The sequence below is a fragment of the Nocardiopsis sp. NPDC055551 genome, assembly GCF_053619415.1.
In genome coordinates, this window is record NZ_JBSHJJ010000017.1 from 15,582 (window position 1) to 30,821 (window position 15,240).

The 15,240-nt window shown below is 70.8% G+C and carries 12 protein-coding genes; 8 read left to right on the forward strand and 4 right to left on the reverse strand.

Annotation, left to right across the window (positions count from 1 at the left end; genetic code table 11):
• Nucleotides 1-222: 222 nt before the first annotated feature.
• Together ACWGSK_RS26075 and ACWGSK_RS26080 are read left to right on the forward strand one after the other, a co-directional pair.
• Nucleotides 223-1,308, forward strand: coding sequence for a hypothetical protein (locus ACWGSK_RS26075; RefSeq protein ID WP_358507296.1), 1,086 nt, complete (start codon nucleotides 223-225; stop codon nucleotides 1,306-1,308).
• A gap of 114 nt (nucleotides 1,309-1,422) precedes the next feature.
• Nucleotides 1,423-2,070: a dihydrofolate reductase family protein gene (locus tag ACWGSK_RS26080; protein ID WP_452457032.1), complete on the forward strand. Its 648-nt coding sequence runs from the start codon at nucleotides 1,423-1,425 to the stop codon at nucleotides 2,068-2,070.
• Nucleotides 2,071-2,109: 39 nt separating this feature from the next.
• On the opposite strand, the gene ACWGSK_RS26085 is transcribed toward ACWGSK_RS26080, so the two are convergent.
• A complete protein-coding gene (locus tag ACWGSK_RS26085) occupies nucleotides 2,110-3,318 on the reverse strand; it encodes an ROK family transcriptional regulator (RefSeq protein ID WP_452457033.1) in 1,209 nt (402 codons plus the stop codon).
• 174 nt (nucleotides 3,319-3,492) lie between these two features.
• On the opposite strand from ACWGSK_RS26085, the gene ACWGSK_RS26090 reads away from it, so the two are divergent.
• The 3 genes from ACWGSK_RS26090 (at nucleotide 3,493) to ACWGSK_RS26100 (ending at nucleotide 6,674) form a co-directional block, all read left to right on the forward strand.
• Entirely contained in the window at nucleotides 3,493-4,857 is a 1,365-nt protein-coding gene (locus tag ACWGSK_RS26090; protein WP_452457034.1) for an extracellular solute-binding protein, read from the forward strand.
• A 99-nt stretch (nucleotides 4,858-4,956) separates the two neighbouring features.
• Nucleotides 4,957-5,793: a carbohydrate ABC transporter permease gene (locus ACWGSK_RS26095; protein ID WP_452457081.1), complete on the forward strand. Its 837-nt coding sequence runs from the start codon at nucleotides 4,957-4,959 to the stop codon at nucleotides 5,791-5,793.
• The gene (locus ACWGSK_RS26100; protein WP_452457035.1) at nucleotides 5,790-6,674 is read left to right on the forward strand and encodes a carbohydrate ABC transporter permease; all 885 of its coding nucleotides are present in this window, start codon (nucleotides 5,790-5,792) and stop codon (nucleotides 6,672-6,674) included. Before ACWGSK_RS26095 ends, ACWGSK_RS26100 begins: the two co-directional genes overlap by 4 nt.
• Before the next feature lie 16 nt (nucleotides 6,675-6,690).
• On the opposite strand, the gene ACWGSK_RS26105 is transcribed toward ACWGSK_RS26100, so the two are convergent.
• The 3 genes from ACWGSK_RS26105 to ACWGSK_RS26115 all read right to left on the reverse strand — a co-directional run bounded on the left by ACWGSK_RS26105 (nucleotide 6,691) and on the right by ACWGSK_RS26115 (nucleotide 11,908).
• Nucleotides 6,691-9,813, reverse strand: coding sequence for an alpha-mannosidase (locus tag ACWGSK_RS26105; protein WP_452457036.1), 3,123 nt, complete (start codon nucleotides 9,811-9,813; stop codon nucleotides 6,691-6,693).
• 65 nt (nucleotides 9,814-9,878) lie between these two features.
• Nucleotides 9,879-11,294, reverse strand: coding sequence for a PEP/pyruvate-binding domain-containing protein (locus ACWGSK_RS26110; protein ID WP_452457037.1), 1,416 nt, complete (start codon nucleotides 11,292-11,294; stop codon nucleotides 9,879-9,881).
• On the reverse strand, nucleotides 11,291-11,908 hold the full coding sequence (locus ACWGSK_RS26115; protein WP_452457038.1) for a transcriptional regulator: 618 nt from the start codon (nucleotides 11,906-11,908) through the stop codon (nucleotides 11,291-11,293). Before ACWGSK_RS26115 ends, ACWGSK_RS26110 begins: the two co-directional genes overlap by 4 nt.
• A gap of 170 nt (nucleotides 11,909-12,078) precedes the next feature.
• On the opposite strand from ACWGSK_RS26115, the gene ACWGSK_RS26120 reads away from it, so the two are divergent.
• The 3 genes from ACWGSK_RS26120 (at nucleotide 12,079) to ACWGSK_RS26130 (ending at nucleotide 15,227) form a co-directional block, all read left to right on the forward strand.
• On the forward strand, nucleotides 12,079-12,765 hold the full coding sequence (locus ACWGSK_RS26120) for a GntR family transcriptional regulator (protein WP_452457039.1): 687 nt from the start codon (nucleotides 12,079-12,081) through the stop codon (nucleotides 12,763-12,765).
• Between the two features lie 201 nt (nucleotides 12,766-12,966).
• Nucleotides 12,967-14,310: an MFS transporter gene (locus ACWGSK_RS26125; protein WP_452457040.1), complete on the forward strand. Its 1,344-nt coding sequence runs from the start codon at nucleotides 12,967-12,969 to the stop codon at nucleotides 14,308-14,310.
• Entirely contained in the window at nucleotides 14,307-15,227 is a 921-nt protein-coding gene (locus ACWGSK_RS26130; RefSeq protein ID WP_452457041.1) for an ornithine cyclodeaminase family protein, read from the forward strand. Before ACWGSK_RS26125 ends, ACWGSK_RS26130 begins: the two co-directional genes overlap by 4 nt.
• The last annotated feature ends 13 nt before the right edge of the window (nucleotides 15,228-15,240 follow it).

Genomic DNA, 15,240 nt, shown 5'->3' on the forward strand with positions numbered 1-15,240 from the left:
GGTCACCTCTGCTGATTTCGTCGGGGGTGTCCCGCCGCCCGGTGATGGGGGAGGCGGGAAACGTGGGCTTCGAGGTCAGGAGGGGGAGGTTCCCGCGGCGACACGGGAGGGTCTCCGGAGGAGCACGACTCGGCATTGGTGGCACGAGCACGCTCGTTCTCGGGCAGACTGGCATGTGGACCTTCCCAAGTCATTCCCCTGCCCCCGCAAGAGGAGACACCCGTGGCCACCTACACGCGCACCCGCCTGACGGCGGTCGTCGTGGTGCTGCTCGTCCCGGCGGTGCTGTATCCGCTGGTCGGGCTGTGGACACTGGTGTGGATTCCGGTGGCGTTGATGCTGCTGGGGGTGGCCCTGGCGCGGCCGGCGGTGTTGGCCGGAGTCGGGCCCGCACTGGCGCGGGCGCTGTCCGCGACCGAGTCCGAGGCCGAACCACGACCCGTTGAGGCCGAGGAGCGTCGCGATGGTTCCGACCGGGGCTCCGACCATGGCGACGAACCCGACCCGGTGCCCGCCCCGCGTGGCGAGAGCGGCACCCGCGGGATACGTCTGCGCCGCACCGCGCTGCCCAGCGCCGAGGACGACTACGACTTCGTTTTCTCCGCGCGGGTGCACTGGCGGTGGGCCGGCCGGGTCGACCTGCGCCTGCGCAACCCCGCCGGTCCCGCCTCGCGTTCGATCCTGCTGCGCGCCCGTGAGCTCCTGGCCCACACCCTCCCGCAGGACCGTGGGGTGGTCGAGGTCGAGCTGACCGCGCTCTTCGCCACGGAGTCCCCCGTGGCCGACGGCATCGTCGAGGTGTGGGCCGACGACGTGCGCGTGGACCTGGACGACGAGGACGAGGAGCGCCTACGGAGCATCGTCCGCCTGCGCAAGGACCGCGCCCTGTGGGAGGCCGAGCACGAGGCCGAGTCGGTGCGCGCCGTCCTGCGGGACGCCCCGGCGAGCGGACCGGGACCCGTACCCGGCGGCCCGGCGCCGGACCCGAGGCCCTCGCCCGCGCGTCCGTCGTCCGAGGAGTCGATCGAGGAACTGTCCGGCCAGATCATCGAACACTTCGAGCACCCCGTCTCCGGCAGCGGTGTCGACGACGAGGGTTACGAGAGCTACTGGTGGCCCGCCGACCCCGGTGAGGACGAGGCCGCCATGCAGCAGGACGTCCAGGTCGCCATCCTGCGCGGGCTGATCGAATCGGTCCCGGGCGAGGCCGAGCGCGCCGCGTTCGTCCGGGAACAGGTGCACATCCTGGAGCGCGGCGGCTTCGCCCACGTGGCCGAGCGCATCCAGTCCGTCTACCCCGACCACTGATCCCGGGTCACTGACCCCGGCCCCGGACTCGGGCCGCTCACCGCGATGAGTTCTCCCCGTTCGGGAAGTCTCCCCTGTTGTCGACGTCACCCCTCGACCACACAGGAGGAACACGTGTCGCAACTGCTGAGAGTCCAGAACTTCAGTGTCTCCGAGGACGGGATCGCCGCCGGGCGGAACCAACGCCTCGACAGCCCGTTCGGCGACGTCGATCGTCCCGAGCTGCTCTTCGAGTGGGCAGGGGCCACGGCGGGATGGCCGGGCCGCACCGACCCGGGAGGCAGCCGGGGCCTCGACGACTACTTCACGCGCGACTTCGCGAACAACATCGGCGCCGAGATCATGGGCCGCAACAAGTTCGGCCCCCAGCGCGGGCCTTGGCCCGACCACGAGTGGCGCGGCTGGTGGGGAGAGGAACCACCGTTCCACACCCCGGTGTTCGTGATGACCCACCATGAGCGCCCCTCGTTCACGCTGTCCGACACCACGTTCCACTTCGTCGGAGGCGACCCGGCCACGGTCCTGGAGCAGGCGCGGCGGGCCGCGGGCGGCGGGGACGTCCGACTCGGCGGCGGGGTCACCACCATCCGTCGGTTCCTCGAAGCCGACCTCGTCGACACGATGCACGTGGCGGTCGCGCCGCTGGAACTCGGGGCCGGTCTGAAGCTCTGGGAGTCCCCCGAGGAGCTGCTCGACCGGTTCCGCCTGGAGGTCGTGCCCAGTCCGAGCGGTGTGCGGCACCACCTGTTCTGGCGCAGGTGACGCGAGGGCTTCGATCCCGGACATGCCCGGGTACGGGGCTCAGACGGTGGTGAACTTGGGGGAGTAGGCGGCGTGCAGGACCAGGGTGGCCGCGCCGATGGCCCCGACGTCCTCACCGATCAGGGACGGCTCCACCCGTACCCGGCGCACCCCCCGGGCTATGGTGCGTTCGGCCACCGCGCGGTCCAGCGCCCGGGCGTACAGCGCCCCGATGTGCGACATGCCCCAGCCGCCCAGCACCACCACCGGGACGTCCACCAGGTTGAGCAGTGTCACCGCGGCGTCGCCCAGGCGTCGACCGGCCTCGCCCACCACCGCCGCGGCGACCGGGTCCCCGGCGCGCGCCTCCCGGCACACCTTCCGGTACGCCGCCACCGTGCGGGCCTGTCCGCGTTCGTAGTCCGCCCGGTCCTCCCCGCGTCGGCGGGCGGCCTCGGTGGCGACGGCGTGCGGGGCCGTGTAGGTCTCCAGGCAACCCCGGTTGCCGCACGGGCAGTCCGGTCCCCGAGGGTCCACGGTCACGTGACCGATCTCGGCCGCGTTGAAGGTGCCGCCGCGGTACACGTCGCCGTCCAGCACCAGGCCGCCGCCGATGCCGGTGCCCACGTACACGAACGCCATGTCCTCGGAACGCTCCCCGCCCCCGGCCCAGCGCTCGCCGATGGTCGCGGCGGTGGCGTCGTTGTCGATCACCACGGCCAACCCGGTGCGTTCGGCCAGGTCCTCACGGAGCGGAACCGACCGCCATCCGGGCAGGTGGGGTGGGGTGACGGCGCTCGCGGAACGGTCGATCGGCCCGGGCGTGGCCACCCCCAGCCCCAGGACCCGATCGGGGGCGGGCGAGTCCGCCACGATGGCGCGCACCGAACGGCTCAGGGCGTCGATGACCCGGCGCGGACCTTGGGCCGAAGGTGTGCGTCGGCGGGCGCGGGCCACCACCCGGCCGGCCAGGTCGGTGACGATCAGGGTGGTGGAGGCCGGGTCGATGTGCATGCCCACCGCGTAGTAGGCGCCGGCGTTGAGCCGCAGCATGGTGGCCGGTTTGCCGCCTCGGGAGACGGCCCGGCCGTCCTCCAGGACCAGGCCGTTCTCCAACAGACGCCGCACGATGTTGGAGACCGTCTGCGCGGTCAGCCCGGTCTGTTCGGCCAGTTCGACCCGGCTGACCCCGTCGGAGCGGCGTACCGCGTCGAGCACCCTGCTCTGGTTGAGGTCACCCAACCACAACAGGTTGGTGCTGGTGCGCATGCGTGGAGTCCCTCCGCCTTTGCCGGTGCGGACGCCCGGCCGCCCGTCCCACCCGAGGGTAACCGCACCGGTTCACCTCACTTCCCCCATTGTCTTTATCCAAGGTTTTTAGTAAGCATGTGATGCGGCTCACTATCTCGGGTCGGCCGGCCATCGCTGCGTGAGGGGTACACGATGAGGGGAACTCCAAGGAACACCACCCGGGCGGCGGCCGCCGCCGCGCTCCTGACCCTGATCGCCGCCGGTTGCTCCTCGGGGGACGAACGGGACGCCACCACCGTTCGGATCGCCTACCAGAAGTTCGGCACCTTCATCGCGATGGACTCGCTGATGCGGAAGGTCAAGGAGGAGTTCGAGGCCGACAACCCCGACGTCACCATCGAACTCAACGCCATCGAGGCGCAGGCCGAGGACTACCAGACCCAGGTCAACCTCATGAACGGCTCCGCGAGCGAGGCCCCGGACCTGATCTACCAGGACACGTTCACCATCAACCAGGACGCCGACGCCGGGTACCTCATGCCGCTGGACGATCACTTCGACGCCTGGGATGACGCCGAACGGTTCAACGAACAGGAGGCCGAGGCGGTCACCTCGTTGGACGGAACCCGTTACGGGGTCATGCTCGGCACCGACGTGCGCGGCCTCTGGTACCGGACCGACTTCCTGGAACGGGCCGGTGTGGCACTTCCCTGGGAACCGGCCACCTGGGACGAGGTGCTCGACACCGCCCGCGCCGTGCGGGACGAGTTCGGCGACGAGGTGGTCCCCCTCAACGTCTACTCGGGGACCCCCGCCGGAGAGGCCGCCTCCCTCCAGGGCTTCCAGATGCTGCTCCGCGGTACCGACGACAGCCTGTTCGAGGAATCCTCCGAACAGTGGGTCTCCTCCAGCGCCGGGTTCACCGAGTCCCTGGAGTTCGTCCGGACCATCTACGACGAGGACCTCACCCTCGACCCACAGGACGCCCTGGACGCCAACATCGGCACCGTCAACAACGAGGAGCGCTTCCCCAACGGGGAGATGGCGATCAGCCTGGAGGGCTCGTGGGCCACCCAGTCCTGGATCGAGGAGGCCAACCAACCCTGGCCGGAGTGGGAGGACCACATGGAGTTCACCCCCATGCCCACCCGGGACGGACAAGGCGCGGGCGCGAGCAGCATGTCCGGTGGCTGGGCCCTGTCGATGGGCGCCCACGCCACCGACCCCGACCTGGCCTGGCGGGTCATGACCCACGCCCTGAACCAGGAGAACGCGGTGAAGTTCGCGGTCGAGGGCGGCCAGATCCCGGTGCGTTCCGACGTCGCCGAGGACCCCGGCTTCCTGGAGGCCGCGCCCAAGGCCGAACAGTTCGCCGAACTCGTCGACGTCACCGGTTTCCGGCCCGCCTACAGCGAGTACCCGAGGGTGTCCCTGGCGGTCCAGGAGGCCATGGAGGTCGTCATGCTGGGCGAGGCCACCCCGGAGGAGGCCGCCGAACTCTACGCCCAGGAGTTGGAGTCGATAGTGGGCCCCGACAACGTGACGGACGGTTCCTGACCGGTGGCGACCACGACCACCCGTGACGACCGGACCACCCGGGAGGCCGCGGCCCATCGAGGCCGGCGGTGGGCGCGTTCGGCCCGCTGGGTCCTGCCCATGGGCCCCGCCCTGTTCCTGTTGCTGGCGTTCTTCGCCGGCCCCATCCTGTGGACGGTGTGGGCGTCCCTGACCAACGCCGCCCTCACCGGCGCGCAGGCCGCGCAGACCGAGTTCGTCGGCTTCGCCAACTTCGAACGCCTGCTCGCCGACACCCGTTTCCGCGAAGCCACCGTCCTGACCGTGCTCTTCCTGGTGGGGTGCGTGTTCGGGCAGACCGTGCTCGGCCTGACCCTGGCGCTGCTGATGCGCAACCGGCACGGCGCGGTGCGCGCCACGGTCGGCGCGATCGTGGTGGGCGCCTGGGTGGTCCCCGAGGTCGTGGCGGGGTTCGTCTGGTACGCGTTCCTGGAGCGGGAGGGCGGCTTCAACTCCGTCCTCGGGTTCTTCGGCGCGGAGCCGCAGAACTGGCTGTTCACCGCGCCGTTGCTCGCGGTGGTGTTGGCCAACATCTGGAAGGGCACCGCCTTCTCGATGATGACCTACTCGGCGGGTCTGGCGGAGGTGCCCGACGACCTCAAGGAGGCCGCCAGGGTGGACGGCGCCTCCTCCTTCCAGGTGCTGGTGCACGTGGTGTTGCCGTTGCTGCGCCGCACACTGGCCACCACCCTGCTCCTGATCACGTTGCAGACCGTGCAGGTGTTCACACTGATCTTCGTGATGACCTCCGGCGGACCGGGCGCGCGCAGCACCACGCTGCCGCTGCTGATGTACCAGGAGGCGCTGCGCCTGGGCGACCTGGGTTATGGAACCGCGATCGCCCTGGCGCTGCTGGTGGTCGCCGGCCTGTTCTCCGTCGTCTACGTGTGGATGCTCAGCAGGGAGGAACAGCGATGAGTCACGAGCGGAACGGCGGGAACGGCGCACGCACCGGAACGCGGATGGTGGTGAGCGCGCCCGGCCGAGTCGCCTCGACCCTGCTGACCCATCTGATCCTGGGTGGTCTGGCCGTGGTGTTCCTGGTGCCCATGCTGTGGATGCTGTTCGCGTCCGTGGACACCGAACCCTCCCTGCGCGCGGGACTTCCCACCTCGCTCACCCTCGACCACTTCACCGCGATCATGACCCCCGAGATCGTCTACCGGCCGATCTGGAACAGCGTCCTGACCTGCGGGGGAGCGGCGGTGATCACCGCATTCTGCTCCATGCTGGCCGCCTATCCGCTGTCCCGGTACAACCTGCGCTTTCGCAAACCGTTCCTGTACTCGGTCCTGTTCGCCACCGGTCTGCCCATCACCGCGATCATGGTTCCCGTGTACGGGATGTTCGTGCAGGCAGACCTGTTGAACTCGCTGACCGCCACCACCCTCTTCCTGGCCGCGAGCACCCTGCCGTTCGGGATCTGGCTGACCAAGAACTTCATCGACGGCATCCCCATCGCCCTGGAGGAGGCAGCCTGGGTGGACGGGGCGTCCGCCTGGCAGTCCCTGCGCTACCTGGTGGCTCCGCTGCTGGCGCCCGGCCTGGCGGTGGTGGGGATCTTCACCCTGGTCACCACCTGGGGCAACTTCTTCGTGCCGTTCATCCTGCTCACCAGCCCGGAGAAGATGCCGGCGGCGGTACGCGTGTTCACGTTCTTCGGCCAGTACGGGAGCGTGCGCTACGGAGAACTGGCGGCGTACTCGTTGTTGTACACGGTGCCGGTGGTGGTGCTGTACATGGTGGTATCCCGCGCCATGGGCGGCCGGTTCGCCCTCGGCGGGGCGATGAAGGGCTGACCGGCCGCCGGGGGAGTCAGAGCTCCAAGCGCAGGGTGAGGATCTGGAAGGGGCGCAGACCCACGTTCACCAGACGCGGGCCTCGACCGTCCCCGTCGGCCGGTGCCACGGTCGACAACGGGTTCGGGGCGTCCTCGTGGTCCTCCTCCAACAGGTTCACCGCCCGCACCCCGCGCACGGGGAAGCCGGTGCGCAGCGACGTCCGAGCACGCCCACCGCGAGCCTCGTAGAGGCGCACCACCACGTCCCCCGAACGGTCGTCGGCGAGCTTGACCGACTCCACGACCACACCGGGGTCGGCGACCTCCACCAGCGGCTCCACCGCCCTCGCGCCCGGCGCCGAACGCACCGGCAGGTTGATCCGGTACCCCTCGCGCACCGCGTCCTCGATCTCCGCGCCGGGTGCCAGCGCGTAGCGGAGCCGGTGCTCGCCCTGATCGGTCTCGGGGTCGGGGAAGCGCGGTGCCCGCAGCAGCGACAGCCGCACCGTCGTGGTGGTCCCCCCGTCGGAGCGCACGTCACGGGTGATGTCGTGCCCGTAGGTGGAGTCGTTGAGCACCGCCACCCCGTAGCCGGGTTCGGCCACGTGTACCCAGCGATGCGCGCAGATCTCGAACTTGGCGGCGTCCCAGGAGGTGTTGGTGTGGGTGGGCCGCTTGACGTGCCCGAACTGGATCTCCGACGACGACTCGTGCGCCCGCACGTCCACCGCGAAGGCGGCCTTGAGGAACTTCTCGCGTTCGTGCCAGTCCACGGTGGTGTCCACGTCCAGCCGCCGAGCGCCCGGTGACAGCGACAGCATTTGGGTGAGCGAGGACTCCCCGAAGGAACGGGTGACGCGCACGCCCACGGTGTCTACGGGCAGATCGGACTCCGCGGCCTCCGCATCGGTGAGCGCGGTGACCGAGTCGACCTCGGTGAGGTCGGTGACGCTGTTGCGGTAGAACTCGTCCACGTCCCAGGCGTCCCACTGGTTCGGGACGTCCTGGTGCAACTGGAGCAGATTGCCGGGCAGCCCCGGGGCGAGCACCTCCCGGCCCTCGGGTTCGGCCGACCGGTCCAGGACCGACATCACCAGCCCTCGGTGGTCCACCCGCACCGTCAACAGTCCGTTGTCCAGGACGAACCCGCCGTCGACGCCGGTCAGGGTGGGCTCGACGGCGCCCTCGACGGTGGGGGAGAGGACCCGAGAACGCGGCGACGCCCCCAGCGCGGGCACCCCGTCGCGTTCGTGGGGGGTCGGGTTGAACACCACCTCGTCGCCCTCACCGCCGGTACCGTCGCCGGCGCCGGCCAGCGCGGCCTGGGCCCGGCCGATGACCTCGGTCAGTTCCGCGGCGACCTCCCGGTAGGACTCGGCCGCCTCACGGTGCACCCACTGGATCGAACTCCCCGGCAGGATGTCGTGGAACTGGTTGAGCAGCACCGTCCGCCACACCCGCTCCAACCGCTCATAGGGGTACTCGGCCCCCACACGCACCGCGGCCGTGGCCGACCACAGCTCCGCCTCGCGCAGCAGGTGCTCCGAACGCCGGTTGCCCTGCTTGGTCGCCGCCTGGCTGGTGTAGGTGCCCCGGTGGAATTCCAGGTACAGCTCGCCCGACCAGACCGGGGCGTCGGTGTACTCGGCGTGCGCCCGCTCGAAGAACTCCTCGGGGTGCTCGATCGTCACCCGAGGCGATCCCTCCAGATCCCGCAATCGCGCGGCCCGGCCCAACATCTCGCGGGTGGGCCCACCACCGCCGTCCCCGTGCCCGAACGGCACCATCGAGTACGAGGACCCGCCCTTGTCCCGGAAGTTGCGGGAGGCGTGCGCCAGCTCCGCCCCGGTCAGTTCCGCGTTGTAGGTGTCCACCGGCGGGAAGTGCGTGAACACCCGGGTGCCGTCCAGCCCCTCCCACCAGAACGTGTGGTGGGGGAACCGGTTGACCTGGTTCCACGAGATCTTCTGGGTGAGGAACCAACGCGACCCCGACAACCGCACCAGCTGTGGCAGGGCCGCCGAGTACCCGAAGGAGTCCGGCAGCCACACCTCCTGGGTGTCCACGCCCAACTCGTCACGGAAGAACCGCTTGCCGAACACGAACTGACGGGCCAGCGCCTCCGCCCCCGGCATGTTGGTGTCGGACTCCACCCACATGCCGCCCACCGGAACGAACCGGCCCGCCTCGGCCTCCTTCACCACCCGATCGAACAGCTCCGGCTGGTGCTCCTTGATCCACGCCCACTGCTGGGCCTGCGACATCGCGAACACCAGCTCGGGGTGGTCGTCCATCAACCCCACCACGTTGGCGCTGGTGCGCGCCACCTTCCGGACGGTCTCGCGCAGCGGCCACAGCCACGCCGAGTCGATGTGGGCGTGCCCGACCGCCGAGATCCGGTGCGCTCCGGCCGTGGCGGGTGAGGCCAGCTCCGGGGCCAACACCTCACGGGCGCGCTCGGCGCTGCCGGGCACGTTCTGCGGGTCCAGCGCGTCCAGGGTGCGGCCCAGCGCGCGCAACAGCCGCCAGCGCCTGGGATCGCCCTCGTCGAGTTCGCGCGCCAGCCCGCCGGCCACCTCCAGGTCCAGGGCGAGCTCCCACACCCGGCTCTCGAAGATCGCCAGGTCGGCGCGGGCCAACCGGTACAGGGGTTCGTCGTCGGGGCCGCGTCCGCCGCCCAGCTCGGTGGGCTGGAACGGCGGGTCGTCGAGGATGACGGGGTTGGCGGCGGCCTCCACGTGGAACTCCACCTCCTCGCCGCCGTCGACGGGGGAACCGACCGGGATCCACGCGTTGCGCGGGTTGAGGCCCTTGACCACGGTGCCGTCGGCGCGGTGCACCAGCCCCTCGCTCTGGAAACCGGGCATGCCCACGTCGAACCCGAGGTCGACCACCGCCTCCACCCGTCGACCGGCCCATCCGGCGGGCACCCGGCCGCGCACCCGGAACCAGGTGGTGCCCCACGCCGGCCCCCAGGCGTCACCCACCCGGGCGGGTTCGTGGGGTGCGGCGATCCCCTCCGCCGCCGGTACCGGTTCCCCGGGCGCGTCCCAGCGCGCCACCTCCAAGGGGACCGATGTTCCATGCACCGCGGGCCACACCCGTTCCCGCAGAGCCCGTTCCAGTCGTGCCTCGATCAGCCGCCGGTCGTCATGCACGGTGGGTCTCCGATCACTCGTCCCCTGGCAGGTGCTGCGTACGTTGCCGGCGTCACAGCACTTCGTCAACACTTTGGACGAAGTGGTGTGCGGAGAGTTTCGGGTCGGTGGCGATCGAGAACCCGATGGGCGGCGCGGAGCCGTTCGACCTCGGGCAGGTCGGGGTCCTCGCCGGAGACCTCGTCGGCCCAGATGAGTAGCCTGCGCAGGTGGGGGAGCGCGGCTTCGGTGGTCACCTCCGAGCGGCCGGCGACCACCAGGCCGGCGGTGCCGTCGACCGTGACGAGGTCCCCGTCGGTGAGCGTGTGCGCGCCGACGCCGACCACGGCGGGCCTGCCCAGGGAACGAGCCACGACCGCCGCGTGCGAGGCCGGTCCGCCCCGTTCGGTGACCACACCCGCCGCCGCGGCCAACCCGCTCATGTCCATGGGGGAGGTCTCCGGACGCACCAGGACCACCGGGCCCTCGGCCGCCATCCGGACCGCCGCCTCGCAGGTGGTGGCCGCCCGACCCGTCACCACACCGGGGACCGCGCCGATCCCACGCGCGAGCGGTTCCACCCCGGGCGGCGGCACCACGCGCGGGACCCGCGCCCGCCCCAGGTGTGCGGGCGTCACACGCAGCAGCGCCTCCCGCCGGGTCAGCGTTCCCTCGTCGACCAGGTCCACCGCCACTCGCACGGCCGCCGCACCCGTGAACCGGCCCGGGCGGGCCTGCAACAGCCACAGCCGGCCGGACTCGAAGGTGAACCCCACGTAGCAGGTGTCGCGCAGGTCCTTCTCGATGAGTGTCAGCGCACGTGTCAGGTCGGCCCACACCCCGGGCTCGCGGTGGGCCAGATCGTCCAGGGGCAGGGTGCGGCGCCCCCCGGAGACCACCGCGTCGCCGCGACTTCCGAACAGCACCTCGCCGTAGGGGCCGGGCGCCCCGGAGTTCGGGTCGCGTCCGAACGCCACCCCCGCCCCGCTGTGTTCGTCCCGGTCTCCGTCCACCATGGCCTGCACGACGACGGCGGTGCCCAGGTCGTGCGGGATGCCGTGCAGGGTCCGGTAGGTGCGGGCGCGCGGGGCGTGCCAAGAGGCGAACACGGAGCGGATCGCCGCCCGCACCTCCTCCCCGGGGTCGGAACCGGTGCCCAGGCCCAGGACGGTGTCCATCATCCCCGGCATGGACACGCTCGCCCCGGAGCGCACCGACACCGTCAGAGCACGATCGGGGCCGGGGCCGGGATCGCCGAAGGTCCGGCCGGTGACGGACTCCAACCGGGCCAGGGCGAGGTCGAGTTCGGCGTCCAGTCCCGGGGGGAACACACCGGAGTCGAGGAAGGCGCGGCAGGCCTCGGTCGTGACGACGAAGGCCGCCGGAACCGGCGATCCCAGCCGCATCAGGCCCACGAGCCCGTGCGCCTTGGCGCCCAGCAGTTCGGGGGTCCCCGTCTCCTCCACCGTGAGCGGGCGCGTCCAACGCGCCTCGGGGCTCATCGGGGGATCCCCAGGGTGGCGAGCAGGTCCTCGTGCAACTGCGACCACACGGTGTGGAAGGAGTCGGTGGCGTCGGCCACCCGGTCGAGTTCACCGGCGTGGGCCCGCTCCAGCGCTTCGGACAGCCGCACCCGGTAACGCCCGAACCGGGACAGGGCCAGGGCCAGGTCCGCGCAGACGTCGTCGCGTCGGCGTTCGAGGTCGGTGAAGGCCGCCAGCACCCGGGCGTCGTAGGCGGGATCGGTGTGGTCGTTGGCGGTGACCACCCCATCGAGGGGACGCAGCTGCCAGGCGCCGCACAGGTCGAGTGCCTCCGGGTTGAGTTCCTCGAAGGCCTTGTGGGTGCGCACGGCCAGGTCGCGGGCGCCGGTCCGGTCGAGTTCGGCGCCGACGCGCTCGGCGTCGGAGATCCGGCCCGCCTCGGTCGGGCCCCAACCACCGAAGGGTCCGGGGGTTCGTGTGACCAGTCCGGCCACGGCCAGGTCGATCAGCTCGGACTCGACCTCGTCGTGGTTCAGCCCGGTGGCCTCGGCCAGGCGTTCGATGTCGCAGAACCCGACGACGCGCAGGCCGTGCAGGACGAGTAGATCGTGCGGTGTGGTCACCGGTGGCATGCGGGTCGGCCCTCTCGGACGATGGGATCCGAATGTTGACAACATCCAGATGATAGGAACATCTCTATTGTAGGTCGGGGTCGGATGGCGACCGCACGCGGCGACGGCGCGTGCGGGTGGGCGTGGCATCCTGGGAGGCCACAAGTCCGCGCGGGGAGGAACAACACCAGATGAGCATCGACGCGCCGCGCGAGCGGCCGGTGATCGGGTCGCTCGCCGAGAGCAGCAGTCTTCGGTCCCGGGTGACGGAGGTGCTGCGTCAGGCCATGGTCGCCGGTGAGCTCGAACCCGGCCGGATCTACTCGGCTCCCGCGCTGGCCGAACGTCTCGGCGTCTCGGCCACCCCCGTACGCGAGGCCATGATGGAGCTGACCAAGGAGGGGCTCGTGGAGACCCTCCGGCACCGCGGGTACCGCGTGGTCGAGCTGGGCGAGGTGACCCTCGACGAGATCATCGAGGTGCGCGAGCTCATCGAGGTGCCCACGGTCGGGCGGGTCGCGGCCCTCGCGACAACCGAACAGGTCGCCCTGCTCCGGCCGCTCGCCGATCGTCTCAACGAGACCGCCGCGGCCGGGGACCTACAGGAGTTCATCGCCACCGACACCACCTTCCACCTGCGCCTGCTCGGCATCGCCGGGAACCAGCGCCTGGTCGAGGAGGTGGGCCGGCTGCGCGGGATGGCGCGTCTGTCCGCGTTGCGCCGGCTGTACGAGGAGGGGCGCCTGGGCGCCACCGCGCGGGAACACCACGACCTGCTCGACCTGATCGAGGCGCGGGACGTGGCCGGGGCGGAGGCGTTGATGCGCCGGCACCTGGGGCACGTGCGCGGGGTGTGGGCCGGGCGCGAGGAGGGCTGACCACGGCCCGCCAAGCCCGTCCCCACAGGCTTGGCGGTCGTTTCGGGGGCGCCTCGAAAACCCGGAGTGATGGACTCTTCGCAGGTCACGGCTTGATCGCGTCATCCCAGATGTCTTGTCATGTGCAACGTAAAATTGTACGTTGCACTTATTCGCATCATGAGGCCCACGTCACGTGGTCCACGACACGAGGAGCGCTGAGTGTCCCCCACGCAGTCCGTGGTCGGCCGACCGGCCACCAACCGCCGTGTGCTCATCGGCAGCCTCAGTGGCAGCGCGATCGAGTGGTTCGACTTCTTCCTCTACGCCACCGCCGCCGCGCTCATCTTCGACAAGCAGTTCTTCCCCAACGACGATCCCGTGATCTCGTTGATGCTGTCGTACCTGACGCTGTCCCTGACCTTCTTCATCCGGCCGTTCGGCGGCATCGTCTTCTCCCACATCGGCGACCGCATCGGTCGGAAGAAGACCCTGGTCATCACCCTCTCGCTGATGGGTGGCGCGACCGTCGCCATCGGCCTGCTGCCCAACTACGACCAGGTCGGCATGCTCGCCCCGATGCTGCTGATCCTGTGCCGCGTCATCCAGGGCCTGGCCATCGGTGGAGAGTGGGGCGGCGCCCTGCTGCTCGCCTACGAGTACGCGCCCAAGGAGCGCCGAGGCTTCTTCGGATCGGTGCCCCAGACCGGCATCACCATCGGCATGCTCCTGTCCACCATCGCGTTCGGCCTGGTCAGCATGCTCCCCAACGACTCCTTCGAGGCGTGGGGCTGGCGCATCCCCTTCATCGCCAGCATCATCCTGGTCTTCGTCGGCCTGTGGATCCGCAAGGGCCTGGCCGAGACCCCCGCCTTCCGGGAGGCCCAGGAGAGCGGCAACGTCGCCAAACTGCCCATCAAGGACACCCTGCGCGACCACTGGCGCTCCGTCCTCGTGGCGGTGGGCGCGAAGGTCGTCGAGACCGCGCCGTTCTACATCTTCGCCACGTTCGTGGTCAGCTACGCGACCGGCACCCTCGACATCCAGCAGTCCGTGGTCCTCAACGCGGTCAGCGCCGGCGCGTTCGTCAGCACCATCGTCATCCTGCTGATGGGCCGCCTCTCCGACACCCTGGGCCGAACGAAGGTCTACCTCGGTGGCACGGTGATCATCGCCGCCATGGCCGTCCCCTTCTTCACGCTGCTCGACCTACAGATGAACTGGGCCGTGTACGTGGCCGTCGTACTCGCCCTCGGTGTGGCCTGGCCGCCGGTCACCGCCACCCTGGGCACCCTCACCTCCGAGATCTTCACGACCCGGGTCCGCTACACCGGTGTGACGCTCGGCTACCAGATCGGCGCCGCCCTCGCCGGCGGCACCGCGCCGCTGCTGGCCACCTGGCTGCTGGCCCGCTTCGACGGCGCTTGGTGGCCCATCGCGACCTACCTGGTGATCCTGGCCGTCATCTCCTTCACCGCCGTCGCCGTCTCCGGCTCGGTCGTGCGCAAGGAGACCGCCGCCATCGCACGCCGCGAGGGCATCGACGAAACCGAGGTGATGTCGTGAACGGCCTGCCGTTCGTCGACGCCGACGAGGTCCGCCGCCGGATCGACCCCGACCGCGCGCGCACCCTGATCGAAGGGGCCCTGAAGGCGGGATTCGACCCGGCCGACGACCCGGCGCGCTCCCACTCCGACGCCGGGTCCGGGCACCTGCTGCTCATGCCCTCGACACTGGGGGACTGGGTGGGAGTCAAGGTCGCCTCCGTGACGCCCGGCAACCCCGCGCTGGGGCTGCCCCGCATCCAGGCCGTCTACGTGCTCATGGACGCCAAGACGCTCACCCCGCGGATGTTCGTCGATGGGGTGAGCCTGACCTCGCTGCGCACCCCGGCCACCTCCGCGGTGGCGGCCGGCCACCTCGCCGACCCCGAGGCCTCTCGCCTGGTGGTGTTCGGCAACGGACCCCAGGCGGTGGAACACGTCGTCGCCATGGCCCGGATCAGGGCGCTGAAGGACGTCCGGATGGTCGGCCGCAGCCCGCACAAGGTGGCGGCGGCCCTGGCCGAACTCGCCGAACGCGGAATCACCGCCGAGGCGGGCGTGGCGGCCGACGTCGCCGACGCCGACATCGTCGTGTGCGCCACCTCCAGCGCCGAACCGTTGTTCGACGGTTCCCTGGTACGCGACGGGGCCTGCGTCGTCGCGATGGGCTCGCACGAGGCCGATCGCCGTGAACTGGACGCCGCCCTGATGGGCCGCGCCCAGGTCGTGGTCGAGGAACGCGACAGCGCCCTGCGCGAGTGCGGTGACGTGGTGCTCGCCATCGAGGAGGGCGCCCTGAACGCCGACGACCTGGTCGGACTGGCCCCGCTGGTGCGCGGTGAGGTCACCCGCCGCACCGACCGGCCCAACGTGTTCAAGGGCTCGGGCATGTCCTGGCAGGACCTGGCCGTCGCCGTGGGCGTGGCGCCCACCGACTGACCGGCGCGTTCCG

Bases quoted from the DNA above. Each gene is read 5' to 3' on its own strand.
- ACWGSK_RS26085 (WP_452457033.1), bottom strand. From the start codon at position 3,318: ATGCGCACCAGCACCAACCTGTTGTGGTTGGGTGACCTCAACCAGAGC.
- ACWGSK_RS26090 (WP_452457034.1), top strand. From the start codon at position 3,493: ATGAGGGGAACTCCAAGGAACACCACCCGGGCGGCGGCCGCCGCCGCG.
- ACWGSK_RS26095 (WP_452457081.1), top strand. From the start codon at position 4,957: ATGGGCCCCGCCCTGTTCCTGTTGCTGGCGTTCTTCGCCGGCCCCATC.
- ACWGSK_RS26100 (WP_452457035.1), top strand. From the start codon at position 5,790: ATGAGTCACGAGCGGAACGGCGGGAACGGCGCACGCACCGGAACGCGG.
- ACWGSK_RS26110 (WP_452457037.1), bottom strand. From the start codon at position 11,294: ATGAGCCCCGAGGCGCGTTGGACGCGCCCGCTCACGGTGGAGGAGACG.
- ACWGSK_RS26115 (WP_452457038.1), bottom strand. From the start codon at position 11,908: ATGCCACCGGTGACCACACCGCACGATCTACTCGTCCTGCACGGCCTG.
- ACWGSK_RS26120 (WP_452457039.1), top strand. From the start codon at position 12,079: ATGAGCATCGACGCGCCGCGCGAGCGGCCGGTGATCGGGTCGCTCGCC.